Annotated in this window: 17 protein-coding genes; 15 read left to right on the forward strand and 2 right to left on the reverse strand. The window is 63.9% G+C overall.

Translation table 11 applies throughout. The annotated features are described in order from the left end of the window. Positions 1–157: 157 nt before the first annotated feature. The gene (locus AC07OJ_RS10560) at positions 158–1,363 is read right to left on the reverse strand and encodes an MFS transporter (protein ID WP_495094499.1); all 1,206 of its coding nucleotides are present in this window, start codon (positions 1,361–1,363) and stop codon (positions 158–160) included. Between the two features lie 110 nt (positions 1,364–1,473). Between AC07OJ_RS10560 and AC07OJ_RS10565 the strand changes: the two genes are divergently transcribed. The 15 genes from AC07OJ_RS10565 (at position 1,474) to AC07OJ_RS10635 (ending at position 15,415) form a co-directional block, all read left to right on the forward strand. Then, positions 1,474–2,376, forward strand: a complete 903-nt coding sequence (locus tag AC07OJ_RS10565) for a LysR family transcriptional regulator (RefSeq protein ID WP_495094500.1) — start codon at positions 1,474–1,476, stop codon at positions 2,374–2,376. Between the two features lie 751 nt (positions 2,377–3,127). Further along, positions 3,128–3,961, forward strand: coding sequence for a phosphonate ABC transporter ATP-binding protein (phnC, locus tag AC07OJ_RS10570; protein ID WP_495094501.1), 834 nt, complete (start codon positions 3,128–3,130; stop codon positions 3,959–3,961). A gap of 32 nt (positions 3,962–3,993) precedes the next feature. Beyond that, entirely contained in the window at positions 3,994–4,995 is a 1,002-nt protein-coding gene (gene phnD, locus AC07OJ_RS10575) for a phosphonate ABC transporter substrate-binding protein (protein WP_065901633.1), read from the forward strand. 147 nt (positions 4,996–5,142) lie between these two features. Continuing rightward, positions 5,143–5,925 (forward strand): phosphonate ABC transporter, permease protein PhnE, encoded by a 783-nt coding sequence (gene phnE / locus AC07OJ_RS10580; RefSeq protein WP_058427920.1) that lies wholly within the window; start codon positions 5,143–5,145, stop codon positions 5,923–5,925. A 36-nt stretch (positions 5,926–5,961) separates the two neighbouring features. Then, complete coding sequence (phnF, locus tag AC07OJ_RS10585; protein WP_162946071.1) at positions 5,962–6,666, forward strand: phosphonate metabolism transcriptional regulator PhnF; 705 nt, start codon at positions 5,962–5,964, stop codon at positions 6,664–6,666. Positions 6,667–6,677: 11 nt separating this feature from the next. Next, positions 6,678–7,115, forward strand: a complete 438-nt coding sequence (gene phnG, locus AC07OJ_RS10590) for a phosphonate C-P lyase system protein PhnG (RefSeq protein ID WP_106804714.1) — start codon at positions 6,678–6,680, stop codon at positions 7,113–7,115. Then, on the forward strand, positions 7,115–7,705 hold the full coding sequence (gene phnH, locus AC07OJ_RS10595) for a phosphonate C-P lyase system protein PhnH (protein WP_213551012.1): 591 nt from the start codon (positions 7,115–7,117) through the stop codon (positions 7,703–7,705). Before phnG ends, phnH begins: the two co-directional genes overlap by 1 nt. Further along, a complete protein-coding gene (locus AC07OJ_RS10600) occupies positions 7,705–8,781 on the forward strand; it encodes a carbon-phosphorus lyase complex subunit (protein WP_120447979.1) in 1,077 nt (358 codons plus the stop codon). Before phnH ends, AC07OJ_RS10600 begins: the two co-directional genes overlap by 1 nt. Further along, a complete protein-coding gene (locus tag AC07OJ_RS10605; protein WP_106804712.1) occupies positions 8,774–9,640 on the forward strand; it encodes an alpha-D-ribose 1-methylphosphonate 5-phosphate C-P-lyase PhnJ in 867 nt (288 codons plus the stop codon). Before AC07OJ_RS10600 ends, AC07OJ_RS10605 begins: the two co-directional genes overlap by 8 nt. Next, a complete protein-coding gene (phnK, locus tag AC07OJ_RS10610) occupies positions 9,601–10,410 on the forward strand; it encodes a phosphonate C-P lyase system protein PhnK (RefSeq protein WP_168167060.1) in 810 nt (269 codons plus the stop codon). Before AC07OJ_RS10605 ends, phnK begins: the two co-directional genes overlap by 40 nt. Then, a complete protein-coding gene (phnL, locus tag AC07OJ_RS10615; RefSeq protein ID WP_495094502.1) occupies positions 10,407–11,129 on the forward strand; it encodes a phosphonate C-P lyase system protein PhnL in 723 nt (240 codons plus the stop codon). Before phnK ends, phnL begins: the two co-directional genes overlap by 4 nt. Continuing rightward, positions 11,119–12,264: an alpha-D-ribose 1-methylphosphonate 5-triphosphate diphosphatase gene (locus tag AC07OJ_RS10620; RefSeq protein ID WP_213551014.1), complete on the forward strand. Its 1,146-nt coding sequence runs from the start codon at positions 11,119–11,121 to the stop codon at positions 12,262–12,264. The genes phnL and AC07OJ_RS10620 overlap by 11 nt, the downstream gene beginning before the upstream one ends. Further along, the gene (gene phnN / locus AC07OJ_RS10625; RefSeq protein ID WP_213551015.1) at positions 12,264–12,836 is read left to right on the forward strand and encodes a phosphonate metabolism protein/1,5-bisphosphokinase (PRPP-forming) PhnN; all 573 of its coding nucleotides are present in this window, start codon (positions 12,264–12,266) and stop codon (positions 12,834–12,836) included. The genes AC07OJ_RS10620 and phnN overlap by 1 nt, the downstream gene beginning before the upstream one ends. Continuing rightward, entirely contained in the window at positions 12,827–13,576 is a 750-nt protein-coding gene (gene phnP / locus AC07OJ_RS10630; protein ID WP_106804708.1) for a phosphonate metabolism protein PhnP, read from the forward strand. Before phnN ends, phnP begins: the two co-directional genes overlap by 10 nt. Before the next feature lie 348 nt (positions 13,577–13,924). Beyond that, a complete protein-coding gene (locus AC07OJ_RS10635; RefSeq protein ID WP_282397870.1) occupies positions 13,925–15,415 on the forward strand; it encodes a M10 family metallopeptidase C-terminal domain-containing protein in 1,491 nt (496 codons plus the stop codon). Here the strand turns inward: AC07OJ_RS10635 and AC07OJ_RS10640 are convergent. Further along, positions 15,405–16,286 carry a LysR family transcriptional regulator gene (locus AC07OJ_RS10640; RefSeq protein WP_120447983.1) on the reverse strand — a complete coding sequence of 294 codons (882 nt, stop codon included), beginning with the start codon at positions 16,284–16,286 and terminating at the stop codon, positions 15,405–15,407. The genes AC07OJ_RS10635 and AC07OJ_RS10640 overlap by 11 nt on opposite strands. Positions 16,287–16,296 lie beyond the last annotated feature (10 nt).

Genomic DNA, 16,296 nt, shown 5'->3' on the forward strand with positions numbered 1-16,296 from the left:
TCCCACAGGGGAGCTGTGTACGATCCAGAAATGCATTCCCGCCAACTACAAAGCCCAAGTGTGGGAGCCGGGCTTGCCCGCGATGGCGGTGTGTCAGGTGCCGAATCAATTGCAGCTATACCGCCATCGCAGGCAAGCCAGCTCCCACATTCGAGCTTCATTCGTTCTGGAGTTTGAGCGAACGCTCGAAGCCACCGAGCCAGTGAATCAACCCGGCCAATACGCCCAGCACCACCCCGAACTGCACAATCCCCATCCACCCAAACTGTGCCATCAACCATCCACTCACCGTCGCCCCAATCGCCCCACCGACAAACGTCGCAGTCATATACAGACTATTGATCCGCCCCTGCGCCTTCGGGTCTACCGCAAACGCCCGCGTCTGATTCGCCACCAACCCCGCCTGCACGCCGATGTCCAGCACGATCACGCCCACCACCAGCAAAACCAGCGACGTCTGCGCCCCGGCCAGCAACAGGTACGCCAAGGTCACAATGCCCACGCTGGCGCCGATCACCTTGCGACAGCCGACCTTGTCCGCCGCCCGACCACCGTACGAGGCGGCGAATGCGCCCATCGCGCCGATAATCCCGAAACCACCGGCCCAGGCACTGCCCAGCTGCCACGGCCCATTGGCCAGCAACCCCGCCAGATTCACCCAAAACGCGTTGAAGCACGCCCACAACAACGCCTGCACCATCATCGATTGCCGGATTGGGCTGTTATCGCGCATCAGCGGCCAGAGCGAAGCCAGCAGGCGCGGGTAGGAAAGATTGCTGCTCGGCACGCCCGGCGGCAGCAGCTTGGCCGCGATAAACCACACCGGGATCATGAATGCCGCCTCAAGCGCATACACCGCGCGCCAGCCATAGGCCTCGCCGACCACGCCGCTGATCGTGCGCCCGAGCAAAATCCCCAGCATGATCCCGCTGACCACCGTGCCCACGTTGCGCCCGCGCTCATGCGGCGGCGACATCACCGCCGCGAACGGCACCAGTTGCTGTGGCACGCAACACACCATTCCCAGGCCAAACGAGGCACCGATCAGCGCCCAGATACTCGGCGCAAAGGCCGCCGCCAGGGCAAAACAAAACGCCAGTGCGATTTGCCCCAGCACCAACTTGCGCCGATCGAAGCGGTCGCCCATCGGCAGCAACAGGGCCAGCCCGGTGGCAAATCCCAGCAAGGCCGCGCCCGCTACCAGGTTGACCGTCGACACGGGGACGCGCATGTCCGAGGCAATCAACGGCAGCACCGGCTGCGTGCAATAAATATTGGTCACCACCGCCCCGGCGATCACCGCCATCATGATGATCTTGCCTCGCGGCGGGGAACTCTCGGACGTTATCGGCAGGCTGCTCACGGCACTTTCCTTTTGTTGCAGGGGGTTGAGTGAGCAAGCTTACGCAGTCGCATTTATGTCGATAATCCCCTAGGATCGGGAATCATCCTTCCAAAATTTGATAGGGCGTCATGAACCGTCTTGAGTCGATGTCGGTGTTTGTTGCAGTAGTCGACGCGGGCAGCCTGTCGGCGGCCGCACGCAAGTTGGACATGCCGCTGGCGTCCGTCAGCCGCAAAGTCGCGGAACTCGAAGCCCACTTGAAGTCCCGGCTGCTGCACCGCACCACGCGGCAGTTATCGCTGACGGACGTGGGCGCGTCTTATCTGGCCGCGTGCCGGCGAATCCTTGAGGACATTGGTGAAGCGGAGCGGGCGGCGACCGGTGAATATGCGGAGCCCAAGGGCGAGTTGGTGGTGACCGCGCCCATCGTGTTCGGGCGCCTGCATATCGTGCCGGTGGTGGCGGAGTTTCTCGCGCAGTACCCCGAAATCAGCATCAACCTGATGCTCACCGACCGCGTGGTGCACTTGATGGAAGAACAGTGCGACGTGGCCGTGCGCATTGGTGACCTGCCGGACAGTTCGCTCAAGGCCGTGCAGGTCGGCGCGGTGCGGCGGGTGGTGTGTGCCAGTCCCCGGTATTTGCAAACCCATGGCGTGCCGGCCACGCCGCAGGCGCTGGCAGACCATAACTGCATTACTTTCGAAGTGCTGGCCTCGGTGGGCGCCTGGGTGTTTGGTGCGGGTAAAGCGCAACAGAGCGTGCCAGTGCATTCGCGGCTGTCGGTGAACACCGCGGAAGCGGCAATCACGGCGGCGACACTGGATGTTGGTGTGATTCGGGTGCTGTCGTATCAAGTGGCGGATGCAGTGCAAAAGGGTGATTTGCAGGTGGTGCTGCAGCCGTTCGAATCGGCCGCGTTGCCCATCAACCTGGTGCATAAAGGCCAGGCGCCATTGCCGCTGAAAGTGCGCGCATTCCTGGATTTCGTCACCCCGCGACTACGCGCCCGCGACGCCAATATCCCCTGATGCACACGGAGCGAATGTGGGAGCTGGCTTGCCTGCGATAGCAGTGTGTCAGCCATAAATCTGCCAACTGACCCACCGCCATCGCAGGCAAGCCAGCTCCCACATAGATCGCCTCAGCCATCAGGCCACGGGGCACTCCCGATTCAGCGCTTGATCTACCAACAACTGCGCAATCTCAACCCTCTGCACCCCATCCGCGACCAAGCAAAAGGGGGGCGAGCTATACGCAGGTTGGTCGACCAGGGAATGGAAATCCGGCAGGGCCTGAGCCCTCCCACGCACAGCTCGCCACAACGCGAACACACTAATGCCGCTTGCGCGGCACTGTGCGTCATTCTGACCCAGGCGACCAAGCCTGATCGCTGAGATGAGCAGCGACTGCGAGAGGCCAACGGTGCGTTATAGCAACCGCAACCCACACGGGTTGTAGGACAGTTCCTAGAAGCAGCGGACAGGTTGTGGCGAGCAGGCTTGCCCTGCGTTGGGCTGCGAAGCGGCCCTGAAGCCTGACGACGCGTTCTGCCTGAATAAACGCGGTGGTCTTATTGGGGCTGCTGCCCAGCCCAGCGCAGGGCAAGCCTGCTCGCCACAATAAGACCACGCAGGGTCGCATCCAACCTTTCACAAAACCTTCATCCAACCGACCCCTTGTAGTCATGTGCAAGTCATAGGGCTGACACAGCCCAGGCCTACTGTCGTTTGAACTCAACCGCAGCCATCCATTGGCTGTTCAAACAAGACAGAGAAGCCCATGACTCACGCTATCCATGTCGATCACTTGAACAAGACCTTTGCGAAGAAATCCGCATTGGTCGACCTCGAACTCACCATTGCCGCCGGTGAGATGGTCGCGCTGATTGGCGCTTCCGGTTCCGGCAAGTCCACCTTGTTGCGCCACCTGGCGGGCCTGGCGTGTTGCGACAAGAGCAACGGCGGCAGCGTCAAGGTGTTGGGGCGGGAGGTGCAGGCCAGTGGACGGTTGAACGGCAAGGTACGGCGGTTGCGCGCGGACATCGGCTACATCTTCCAGCAGTTCAACCTGGTCAATCGCCTGAGCGTGCTCGACAACGTGCTGCTCGGTTGCCTGGGCCGCATGCCGCGCTGGCGCGGCAACCTCGGGTTGTTCAATGCCGAGGAGAAGGCCTTTGCGCTCGAATCCCTGGCTCGTGTGGGCCTGGTCGACCTGGCTGCGCAACGCGCGTCCACCTTGTCCGGCGGCCAGCAGCAGCGCGTGGCGATTGCCCGGGCATTGACCCAGCGTGCCGAGGTGATTCTTGCCGATGAACCGATCGCCTCGCTCGACCCGGAGTCGGCGCGCAAGGTCATGGAGATCCTCGCCGACATCAACCGCCGCGACGGCAAGACCGTCGTCGTGACCCTGCATCAAGTCGATTACGCCATGCGTTATTGCCCCCGCGCCGTGGCGCTCAAAGGCGGGCGCATTCACTTCGACGGGCAGGGCAGCGCGATGAGCAGCCAGTTCCTGAATGATTTGTACGGTGCCGACGTCGACACCAGCCTGATGTTTTCCGACCAGACCCGCCGCACCGAGGTGACCCCTCGGCTGGCCCTGGCGCGCGCTTGAAACCCTACTCACGACCCACAGGAATCCCGTCCATGTTGAACCGTATCGGCCACGTGTTTCTGTCTGCCGCGTTATTGGCGAGTGCCGCGATGGGCAATGCCTACGCGGCGGACAAAGCCATCAACTTCGGCATCATGTCCACCGAGTCTTCGCAGAACCTCAAGAGCATCTGGCAGCCCTTCCTGGATGACATGCACAAGAAGACCGGCCTGACCATCAACGCCACCTTCGCCTCCGACTACGCCGGCCTGATCCAGGGCATGCGGTTCAACAAGGTCGACGTGGCCTGGCTCGGCAACAAGGCCGCGATGGAAGCGGTAGACCGCTCCAACGGCGAGATCTTCGCCCAGACCGCCGCCGCCAACGGCGCCGCCGGTTACTGGAGCGTGCTGATCGTGCGCAAGGACAGCCCGATCAACAACGTCGACGACATGCTCAAGAACGCCAAGAACCTGACCTTCGGCAACGGTGATCCGAACTCGACCTCGGGCTATCTGGTGCCGGGCTACTACGTGTTCGCCAAGAACCACGTCGACGCCGCCACCGCCTTCAAGCGCACGCTGAACTCCAGCCATGAAGTCAACGCGCTGAGCGTGGCCAAGGGGCAGTTGGACGTCGCCACCTTCAACACCGAAAGCTGGGACCGTCTGGAAGTCACCCAGCCGGACAAGGCCGCGATGCTCAAGGTGATCTGGAAGTCGCCGCTGATCCCGGCCGACCCGATGGTGTGGAGCAAGGCGCTGAGCGACAGCGAGAAAACCAAGATCCGCGATTTCTTCGCCCACTACGGCGACACCGATGAAGAGAAGGCCGTGCTGAAAAACATGCAGCTGGGCAAGTTCCTCGCCTCCAACGACGACCAACTGTTGCCGATCCGCCAGCTGGAGCTGTTCAAGCAGCGCACCACCATCAGCGCTGACGATCACCTCGAAGCGGCTGACAAGGCCAAGAAGCTGGCGGACATCGACGCCGACCTGGCCAAGTTGCAGCAGCGCATCAGCGAGCTGGACAAGAAAACCGCTGCCAACGGCTAACCCCCTGTAGGAACCGGGCTCTAGGGGGAGCCGGCTTGCTCGCGAATACGGTGTGTCATTCAACGCATCCGGCGACTGATTTACCGCATTCGCGAGCAAGCCCGCTCCCACATTAAGCAGGTTCCAACCATATACCGAGAGTGACCCATGACGACTTTGCACGCTGAAGCGGTTGGCAAAAGGACCTGGCCGCAATACCTCGGCTGGGGCCTGTTCCTGGTCCTGCTGGCCTGGGCCTGGCACGGCGCGGAAATGAACCCGCTGGCGCTGTACCGCGACTCCGGAAACATGGCGACCTTCGCCGCGGACTTCTTCCCGCCGGATTTCCACGAATGGCGCTCCTACCTCAAGGAGATGATCGTCACCGTGCAAATCGCCCTCTGGGGCACGGTGTTGGCCATCGTCTGCTCAGTGCCGCTGGGCATCCTGTGTGCCGACAACATCACCCCCTGGTGGGTCCACCAGCCGCTGCGCCGGGTCATGGATGCCTTCCGCTCGATCAATGAAATGGTGTTCGCGATGTTGTTCGTGGTTGCCGTCGGCCTCGGTCCCTTCGCCGGTGTCCTGGCCCTGTGGATCAGCACCACCGGCGTACTCGCCAAGCTGTTTGCCGAAGCCGTCGAGGCCATCGACCCGGGCCCGGTGGAAGGCGTGCGGGCCACGGGCGCGAGTGCCTTGCAGGAAGTCATCTACGGCGTGATCCCGCAGGTCATGCCGCTGTGGGTGAGCTACGCGTTGTACCGCTTCGAAGCCAACGTGCGGTCGGCCACGGTGGTGGGCATGGTCGGTGCCGGCGGGATCGGCGTGATCCTCTGGGAAAACATCCGCGCCTTCCAGTTCGTACAAACCTGCGCGGTGCTGCTGGTGATCATCGTGGTGGTGAGCTTGATCGACGTGCTGTCCCAACGCCTGCGCAAGCAGTTCATCTGACCTTGGAGGGGTGCCCGCGCGGCGCTTTTTTTAAGCATGCAGTTGTCTAGACAAGAAGAGCCGGTGTACCGCGAACTCGCGGACATCCTGCGCCGTGAACTGAGCAGCTACCAAGCCGGTGACTTCCTCCCCGGCGAGGTGCACATGGCCGAACGCTTCGGCGTCAACCGCCACACCCTGCGCCGCGCCATCGATGAGCTGGTGTTCGAGGGCAGCCTGTTGCGCCGCCAGGGCAAGGGCACCCAGGTGCTCGACCGGCCGCTGATCTACTCGATGGGCGCCGAGACCTCCTACAGCCAATCCTTGTCGGCCCAGGGGGTCGGTGTCGAGGCGGTGCTGCTCAAGCGCCGCTACTGCTACGCCAGCCGCGAGGAAGCCGGGCACCTGGGCATCGCCGAAATGGCGCCGATGATCGAGCTGCAAACCCTGCGCAAACTCGACCACCAGCCCGTCAGCCTGATCCGCCATCGCTACTGCGCCAGCCGCGCGCCGTTGCTGGCCGACTACACCGGCGGCTCGTTGCGCCAGTACCTGCGTGAGCGTGACCTGCCGCTGACGCGCACCCAAAGCCTGATCGGTGCGCGCTTGCCCAACCGCGATGAAGCCGCGCTGCTGCTGATGCCCCGGCATTTGCCGGCCCTCACCGTGTTTACCCTTTCCTGCGATCGCGATGGCCGCCCGGTGGAGCTGGCGCAGTCCACCAGCCGTTCGGATCGCTTCCAGTACCAAGTGGTGACTTGATGGAGACCACGATGAACCTGTCCCCGCGTCAACACTGGATTGGCGTGCTTGCCCGCGCCCAACTCAGTGAACTGCAACCGCATGAAGCCGCGTTGAAAGACGTGGAATACCAGACCATTCGCGCTCCGGAAATCGGCATGACCCTGGTGCGCGGCCGCATGGGCGGCAATGGCGCGCCGTTCAATCTCGGCGAAATGAGCGTGACCCGCTGCGTGGTGCGCCTGGCTGATGGTCGCACCGGCTACAGCTACCTGGCCGGGCGCGACAAGGTCCACGCCGAACTGGCCGCCCTGGCCGACGCCCACCTGCAAGGCGCTCATCCGAGCATTTGGCTCAGCGACCTGATCACCGCGCTGGCCAGTGCCCAGGCACAACGCCGCGCGCAAAAAGAAGCCGACACGGCGGCCACCAAGGTCGAGTTTTTCACCCTGGTGCGAGGAGAAAACTGATGAGTGCTCACCTGTTGCAACCGGCGTTTGTCGACCCGGTCCTGGATGCCCAGCGCGGCTTTCGCGCCGCCCTCAAGGCCCTGGCCGAACCGGGGTTGATCCAGCACCTGCCTTCGGCCCCGCGCCTTGACGGGCTGGCGCCCGCCACCTACGCCTTGTGCCTGGCGCTGCTGGATGTGGACACGCCGCTATGGCTGGCGCCGAGCTTCGACACGCCGCTGATCCGCGCCAACCTGGCTTTCCACTGCGGTTGCCCGCTCACGGATAAGCGCGAGGACGCCGTGTTTGCACTGCTGGGCGAGCAAGACCTGCTCGACCTCGGCGGCTTCGACCACGGCAATGACCGCTATCCCGATCAGTCCTGCACTTTGCTGGTGCAGCTCACCGACCTGGAAGCCGGTCGCGGCCTGCTCTGGCGCGGCCCGGGCATCCAGGCCCAGCGCCGGGTGCACGTGCCGGTGCCACAAGCTTTCTGGCACGAGCGTCAGCGCCGCGACGCCTTCCCCCGTGGCCTGGACGTGCTGTTCGCCGCCGGCCATCACCTGATCGGCCTGCCGCGCAGCAGCCGCATCGCAGAGGAGCACGCCTGATGTACGTAGCCGTCAAAGGTGGCGAACAGGCCATCGACAATGCCCACCGCCTGCTGGCAAAAAAACGCCGGGGCGATACCGCGATTCCTGAACTCAGTGTCGAGCAGATTCGCCAGCAACTGCCCCTGGCCGTGGCCCGCGTGATGACCGAGGGCTCGCTGTTCGACGCCGAACTCGCCGCGCTCGCGATCAAGCAAGCGGCGGGGGATCTGGTGGAGGCGATCTTCCTGTTGCGCGCCTACCGCACCACGCTGCCGCGCTTCAGCCCGAGCCTGCCGATCGACACCGCGCAAATGTCCTTGAGCCGGCGCTTGTCCGCCACGTTCAAGGACGTGCCCGGCGGACAACTGCTCGGCCCGACTTTCGACTACACCCATCGGCTGCTGGATTTTGCGCTGCTGGCCGAAGGCGAATATCCGGGGCCGCAGACCACGCCCGAGGCGACGCTGGAAGCCTGCCCGCGCGTGCTCGGTTTGCTCGCCAAGGAAGGCCTGATCAAGCACGAAACCGACGACAACGCGCGTGTCGCCGACATCACCCGCGACCCGCTGGAGTACCCCGCCAGCCGCGCAGAGCGCCTGCAGGCCCTGGCCCGTGGCGATGAAGGGTTTCTGCTGGCGCTGGGGTATTCGACCCAGCGCGGCTACGGCCGTAACCACCCGTTTGCCGGCGAGATTCGCATCGGCGACGTGGAGGTGTGGATCGACCCCGAAGAGCTGGGCTTCCCGATCTGCCTGGGCAGCATCGAAGTGACCGAGTGCGAGATGGTCAACCAGTTCGTCGGCTCGGCCACCGAGCTTGCGCAATTCACGCGCGGTTATGGCCTGGCGTTCGGGCATGCCGAGCGCAAGGCCATGGGCATGGCGCTGGTCGACCGCTCACTGCGCGCCGGGGAATACAACGAAGAGATCGTCTCGCCGGCCCAGCGCGAGGAGTTTGTGCTGGCGCATTGCGACAACGTCGAGGCGGCGGGCTTTGTTTCGCACCTCAAATTACCGCACTACGTGGACTTCCAGTCCGAACTGGAACTGATCCGCAAACTGCGCCAACCGGCCGAGGGCACCCGCCATGAATGACCTGACGCAAGCGCCGGTACGCGACCCGGCCTACAACTTCGCCTACCTCGACGAGCAGACCAAGCGCATGATCCGCCGCGCCTTGCTCAAGGCCGTGGCGATCCCCGGTTACCAGGTGCCGTTCGGCGGTCGCGAGATGCCGTTGCCGTATGGCTGGGGCACCGGCGGCATGCAACTGACCGCCGCGATCCTCGGCGCCGATGACGTGCTCAAGGTCATCGACCAGGGCGCCGACGACACCACCAACGCCGTCTCGATTCGCCGCTTCTTCGCGCGCACCGCGGGCGTCGCTACTACCGAGGCGACCCCTGAAGCAACGGTGATCCAGACCCGCCACCGCATCCCGGAGACCCCGCTGCAGGCCGGCCAGGTCATGGTTTACCAGGTGCCGATCCCGGAACCGCTGCGCTTTATCGAACCGTCGGAAACCGAGACGCGCACCATGCACGCCCTGAATGATTACGGCGTGATGCACGTGAAGCTCTACGAAGACATCGCCACCTTTGGCCATATCGCCACCAGCTATGCGTACCCGGTGATGGTCGATGAGCGCTACGTGATGGACCCGTCGCCGATCCCCAAATTCGACAACCCCAAGCTCGACATGAGCCCGGCCTTGATGCTGTTCGGCGCGGGTCGCGAAAAGCGCCTGTACGCGGTGCCGCCCTACACCCAGGTCACCAGTCTGGACTTCGAGGATCACCCGTTCGAAGTGCAGCAGTGGGAGCACAACTGCGCCATCTGCGGCAGCCATGATTCGTTCCTCGATGAGCTGATTCTGGATGACGCCGGAACCCAGAGTTTCGTGTGTTCCGACACCTGGTATTGCGCCCAGCGGGTCAAGGAGAACAACCAGTGAGCCAGCCGTTATTGCAAGTCCGCGACCTGTCCCTGTTGTACGGCCCGGAGAAGGGTTGCCAGGGCGTCAGTTTTGACCTGTACCCCGGCGAAGTGCTGGGCATCGTCGGCGAGTCCGGCTCGGGCAAATCCACCTTGCTCTCGCTGCTGAGCGGGCGTTTGCCACCGCAGGCGGGGAGCATCGGCTATCGCAGCAAGGACGGCGAATGGCTTGACCTCTACAGCGCCAGCGAAGCCGAGCGCCGCACCTTGCTGCGCACCGAATGGGGCTTTGTCGAGCAGAACCCCCGCGACGGCCTGCGCATGGGCGTGTCGGCCGGCGCGAATATCGGCGAGCGCCTGATGGCCCAGGGCGTGCGCAACTATGCGCAACTGCGCGGTGCCGGCCTGGACTGGCTGGGCCAGGTGGAAATCGATCCGCAGCGTATCGATGACCTGCCGCGCACTTTCTCGGGCGGCATGCAGCAGCGCCTGCAAATCGCCCGCAACCTGGTTTCCAGCCCGCGCCTGGTGTTCATGGATGAGCCTACCGGCGGCCTCGATGTGTCGGTGCAAGCGCGGCTGCTTGATCTGCTGCGCGGCCTGGTGCGTGAGCTGGACCTGGCGGTGGTGATCGTCACCCACGACCTGGCCGTGGCACGCCTGCTCGCTGATCGCCTGATGGTGATGCGTCGCTCGCGGGTGGTGGAAACCGGGTTGACCGACCAGATTCTCGACGATCCACAACACCCTTACTCTCAACTGCTGGTGTCTTCGGTACTGCAGCCATGACGAATGCCTTGATCGAGGTCCGTGACCTCTCGAAAACCTTCACCCTGCACCAGCAGCATGGGGTGGTACTCAACGTGCTGCGCGGCGTGGGGTTCAGCGTGCAGGCGGGCGAATGCCTGGTACTGCATGGCCAGTCCGGCGCGGGTAAGAGCACCTTGCTGCGTACCCTGTATGGCAACTATCTGCCGGCGGGCGGCAGCATCCGCGTACGTCATGCGCAGGCGTGGCTGGAGCTGGTCGGCGCGGCGCCGCGCGACATTCTGCAGGTGCGCCAGCAGACCCTCGGTTACGTCAGCCAATTCCTGCGGGTGATCCCGCGCGTGGCGTGTCTGGATGTGGTCATGGAGCCAGCGCTGGCGCGTGGCTGGTCCAAGACCGATGCGCAGTCGCGTGCCGAGCACTTGCTGGCGCGCCTGAACATCCCCCAGCGCCTGTGGCAACTGGCGCCCGGGACCTTCTCCGGAGGCGAGCAGCAGCGCGTCAACATCGCCCGCGGCTTCATGGTGGAGTGGCCGGTGATGCTGCTGGACGAACCCACTGCGTCGCTGGATGACAGCAACCGCCAGGTGGTGCTGGAACTGATCAACGAAGCCAAGGCTGGCGGTGCCGCGCTGATCGGCATTTTCCACGACCGCGCTGCCCGTGAAGCGGTTGCCGACCGCCATTTCGACATGACCCCCACGCCCGTTGCCGAAGAGGAATACGCACATGCCCGCTGAACAGATCCTCAGTAATGCCCAGGTGGTCACCGCTGATCGCATGTTCCTCGGCTGCGTGGTGCTGCGCGACGGCAAGATCGTCGACATCGCCGAAGGTCGCAGCCAGTTGCCCCAGGCCCAGGATCTGGGCGGGGATTGCCTGCTCCCCGGCCTGGTGGAATTGCACACCGACAACCTGGAAAAACACATGACCCCGCGCCCCGGCGTGGACTGGCCGTCGACCTCGGCGGTACTCAGCCACGATGCGCAAATTATCGCGGCGGGCATCACCACGGTGTTCGATGCGGTGTCCATCGGCGACGTGAACCCCAAGGGCAATCGCATGAAGAAGCTGCCGGCGATGCTCGACGCGATCGCTGCGGCAGAAGGCGCCGGCCTGACGCGCGCCGAGCATCACCTGCACCTGCGCTGCGAGTTGTGCCATCCCGATACCCTCAGCGTGTTCCGCGACCTGGTGGAAAACCCGCTGGTGCGCCTGGTCTCGGTGATGGACCACTCGCCGGGCCAGCGCCAGTTTGTGCTCGAATCCAAGTACCGTGAGTACTACATGGGCAAGTACCACCTCAACGACGAAACCATGGACGCTTTTATCGTGCTGCAGATGGCCAACTCGCGGGAGTACAGCGACCGTTATCGCGCGGCCATCGTCGAGCACTGCCTGGGGCGCGGCCTGTCGGTGGCCAGCCATGACGACGCGACCCTGGCGCATGTGGAGGAGTCGGCGCGCTACGGCATGACCATCGCCGAATTCCCGACCACGCTGGAGGCGGCGAAGGGGTGTCAGGCACTCAACATGAAAGTCTTGATGGGCGCGCCGAACGTGGTGCGCGGTGGGTCGCACTCGGGTAATGTGGCCGCCGCCGGCCTGGCTGCCGAGGGATTGCTGGATATACTTTCCAGTGATTACTACCCGGCCAGCCTGTTGCAGGCTGCGTTCGTGCTGGCCGACCAGCAGGACGGCGGCGACCTGTCGCGGGCGGTCAAGATGATCAGCCTGGCGCCGGCGCAAGCGGCCGGGCTGGCGGATCGCGGTGAAATTGCCATTGGCCTGCGCGCGGACCTGGTACAGGCCCGCAGCCGCGAAGGGCTTCCTGTAGTGCAACAAGTCTGGCGACAGGCGAAGAGGGTGTTTTGATGGTGGGCAGGTTGATCTATCTCATCGGGCCATCCGGTTCGGGCAAGGACAGCCTGCTGGATGCCGCACGCCCGCGCTTGGCCGAGCGCGGCTGCCGCATCGTGCGCCGCGTGATCACCCGCTCGGCGGAAGCGGTGGGTGAAGCGGCCCAGGGCGTGAGCCCGCAGCAGTTCGCGGCGCTGCAGGCCGAGGGTGGGTTTGCCCTCAGTTGGCAGGCCAATGGGTTGTCCTACGGGATTCCCCGGGAAATCGACGACTGGCTGGCGGCGGGGCAGGACGTGCTGGTCAACGGCTCGCGTGCGCACCTGGCGCAGACCCGCGAGCGCTATCCGACCCTGCTGGTGCTGTTGCTGACGGTGGATCAAGCCGTGTTGCGCCAGCGCCTGGTCGCGCGAGGACGCGAGTCCCTGGCGGATATCGAGGAGCGCCTGGCACGCAATGCACGCTTCACGGCGCAACTGATCAGCGGCAATGGCGCGGGGTTGTTCGTGCTGGACAATTCCGGCCCGCTGGAACACACCGTCGAGCGCCTGCTGTGCTGCCTCGACCACGGGCACTCGGCATGCGCCTGACGCTGCTCGGCACCGGTGACGCGCGGCAAGTCCCGGTGTATGGCTGCGAGTGCGCGGCGTGCGCAATGGCGCGCAGCGATGCGAGCCTGCGCCGCCGACCGTGCAGCGCGCTGATCGAGTGCGGCGACCAGCGCTGGCTGATCGACAGCGGCTTGCCCGACCTCACCGAACGTTTCCCGCCGCGCAGTTTCAACGGGATTTTCCAGACCCACTATCACGCCGATCATGCGCAAGGCTTGCTGCACTTGCGCTGGGGCCAGGGGCTGGTGATACCGGTGCACGGCCCGGCGGATCCGGAAGGTTTGTCCGACCTCTACAAGCATCCCGGCATCCTCGATTTCAGCCAGCCGTTTGCCGCGTTCGAAACCCGGCAGTTCGGCGCGCTGAGCGTTACCGCGTTGCCGTTGCAACATTCCAGGCTGACCCTGGGTTACCTGCTCGAAGGCGAGGGGCGCCGCATCGCCTACCTCACCGACACCGTCGGCCTGCCGCCTGACACGCTGGCCTGGTTGCAACGCGAGCCGCTGGATGTGCTGGTACTGGATTGCTCCATGCCGCCGCAGCCGCAAGCTCCGCGCAATCACAATGACCTGACGTTGGCGTTGCAGAGTATTGCCGACACCGGTGCACAGTTGGGGGTACTGACCCATGTGGGGCATACGCTGGATGCATGGCTGCTGGAACATCGGCGCGAGTTGCCACGGCATGTGACAGTGGGGTGGGATGGCCGGGTGCTTTAGCGCAGGCGCCTGTCAAGCGGCAAGGTCCTGGCCCACGGGAAAACCGCCATGAAAAAGTTGAGCGAATGTATCCGTGTCAGGGCGGCTTTGAAGCAGTAAGCGCCGGGCAATTGTGTGGGTTTATATTTTTATCGCGTGGAATCAACAGGTTTTCAGCTTCGCCCATGTGTGTCTGGTTTTTTGAAGTGCAAGTGTTTTTTCGCGTGTTTTAGCAGGTGTTGCCCCACGCCGCGCTGTTTCAGGACGAACTAAATAAAGGCTGTTGCGCACTCATTTTTGCAGGGAAATTCAATCAGCCGATGCTCACGTGTCTGGCTCATTTATCCTCTAGAAAGAGCGCAAATTCCCATGATCAGTTCTGAGTCTTTATCGCGTACACCCCCACAGCAAACCTTGCCGCTTGCCGATCCCGGACCGTTTGGCGTGGGCGCCAGCGGCAAGCCGACCTACACCACCGACCAGGCGGGCAAGCACATCACCCGCGATAACCTGCACTTTCACGACCGCAATAACGACAACAAGATAGATCTTTCCTACACCGTCGATCCCACTTTCTCTGCTGCGCAGCAGCAACGTGTGCGCCAGGCCGCCCAGTCCTGGCAGGACGTGGCCAATATCAGTTTCAAGGAGCGGGCGGCAGGTGCGGACTGCACGGTTCACGTCAGGAACAACCCACGTGGAGACCGTGGCGTCGCCATCTCACCCACGCGCGCCACCAGCAGCACCACCGCGACGATTGGCACACTGAAATCAGGCAGTTCGCCGGGGCTGGACAGCCACTTTTCGCTCACCGCCGTGCATGAAATCGGACACGCCATCGGCCTGCAGCATCCGGGTAACTACAATGGCGGTGATTCCACTTATGACAAGAGCGCTGTGTATGCCGGTGACACCAAGGCGCGCAGTGTCATGAGCTACTGGTCTGAAAAGCATCAGGCCGGTCACGATTTTCGCCACTGCAACCCCAGCGCGCCGATGATGGATGACATTGCCGCGGTGCAGCGGTTGTATGGGGCCAATCACCAGACCCGCAAGACCGACACCACCTATGGCTTCAACTCCAATACCGAGCGCGAAGCCATGACCCTCAAGAGCGCCACGGACAAACCGATCTTCTGCGTCTGGGATGGCGGGGGGGACGATACCCTGGATTTTTCCGGGTTTGCCCAGAACCAGAACATCAGCCTGAAGGCCGAGTCGTTTTCCGATGTGGGTGGTTTGAAGGGCAACGTCTCCATCGCCAAAGGCTGTACGGTTGAGAACGCCATCGGCGGTTCCGGACGGGATGTGTTGACGGGCAATGACGCGAACAATCGGCTCAAGGGCGGTGCGGGGGCCGACACATTGCGCGGCGGTGGGGGCGCGGATACGTTTATCTACGACAAGGCCAGTGACTCCACACCGCAGCAGCCGGACGTGATCGAGGACTTCACCACCGGGGTCGACAGGCTCGATGTCTCGGGCGCCTTGAGAGAGGCGGGGGTCGGCGCCCTGGTGTTTACTGACCGGTTCAGTGGCCGGGCCGGGGAGGCTGTGCTCAAGCATGACGCTGCCACGGGTCGTTCAAGCCTGGAGATAGACCTGAAGGGCACGGGCAATGCCGGCTTCATGGTCAAGGGCATCGGCCAGATCAAGCCGGGGGATGTGCTGTGGCAGGGGCAAACGGTGCCGAAGGTCGTGCCAGCACCGGTACCGGCACCGACGCCAGCACCCGTGCCCGCACCACCGCTACCGGCACCGCTTGATCCGACGGCAGGCATGATTTCAGTGTTAAGCGAAATGCTCGCCACGACGCTGTCGACCTTGCTGCAGTTAGTGCTGAACGTTGTCAGGCGTTGATCAGCGCTTCGACATACTCCACAAACGCGCGTGCCTTGGCGCTCGCCATCCGGCCGGTGGGGAACACTGCCCACAAATCCCGGGGCGGCAAATGCCAGTCCGCCAGCACGCGCTTGACCTCGCCGCTGGCCAGCTCCGGCGCGAACATCCAGCTGGAAGACAGTGTCAGGCCCAGATGGCTCAGTACGGCGGCGCGCACGCCTTCCGCCGCCGTCACGCGCACGCGGCCATGGGCAACGAGCGGGTAATGCGTGTCGCCTTGGGTAAAGTTCCAGTGCGAGCCTTCGCCTCGGGTGTAGATGATCGCCTGGTGCTGCAGCAAGTCCGCCGGGGTGGCGGGCTCGCCGAAGCGTTCGAAGTAGGCCGGCGTGCCGAGGATCACGCAGGGTGATTCACCGATCTTGCGCGCCGTGAGGCTGGAGTCATCCAGGTTGCCCATGCGCAGGGCGACGTCGATGCCTTCTTCCACCAGATTGAGCGTGCGGTCATCGAGCACCACGTCGACATTCACTCCCGGGTACTGCTCCAGGAACGCGCCCAGGTGCGGAATGATATGCATGCGGGCAAAGGTCACCGCTGCGCTGATACGCAGGTTGCCCGACAGCCCGGCGCCGGCTCCCCGGGCGGCGTCGTCGGCCTCGTTGGCTTCGTCGATGGCGCGCCGGGCTTTCTCGAAAAACGCCAGGCCGGCCTCGGTGGGCGTAAGGCCACGGGTCGAACGCAACACCAGGCGCACCGCCAGGCGTGCTTCCAATTGCGCGATGCTCTTGGACACGGCGGGCTGGCCGATGCCCAGGCGCTTGGCAGCGGCCGAGAACGAACCGGTTTCGACAACGTGGACGAAAGTTTCCATGGCGGTAAGACGGTCCATCGGGTGTCCT

Source organism: Pseudomonas sp. GW821-FHT09C08, assembly GCF_059418125.1.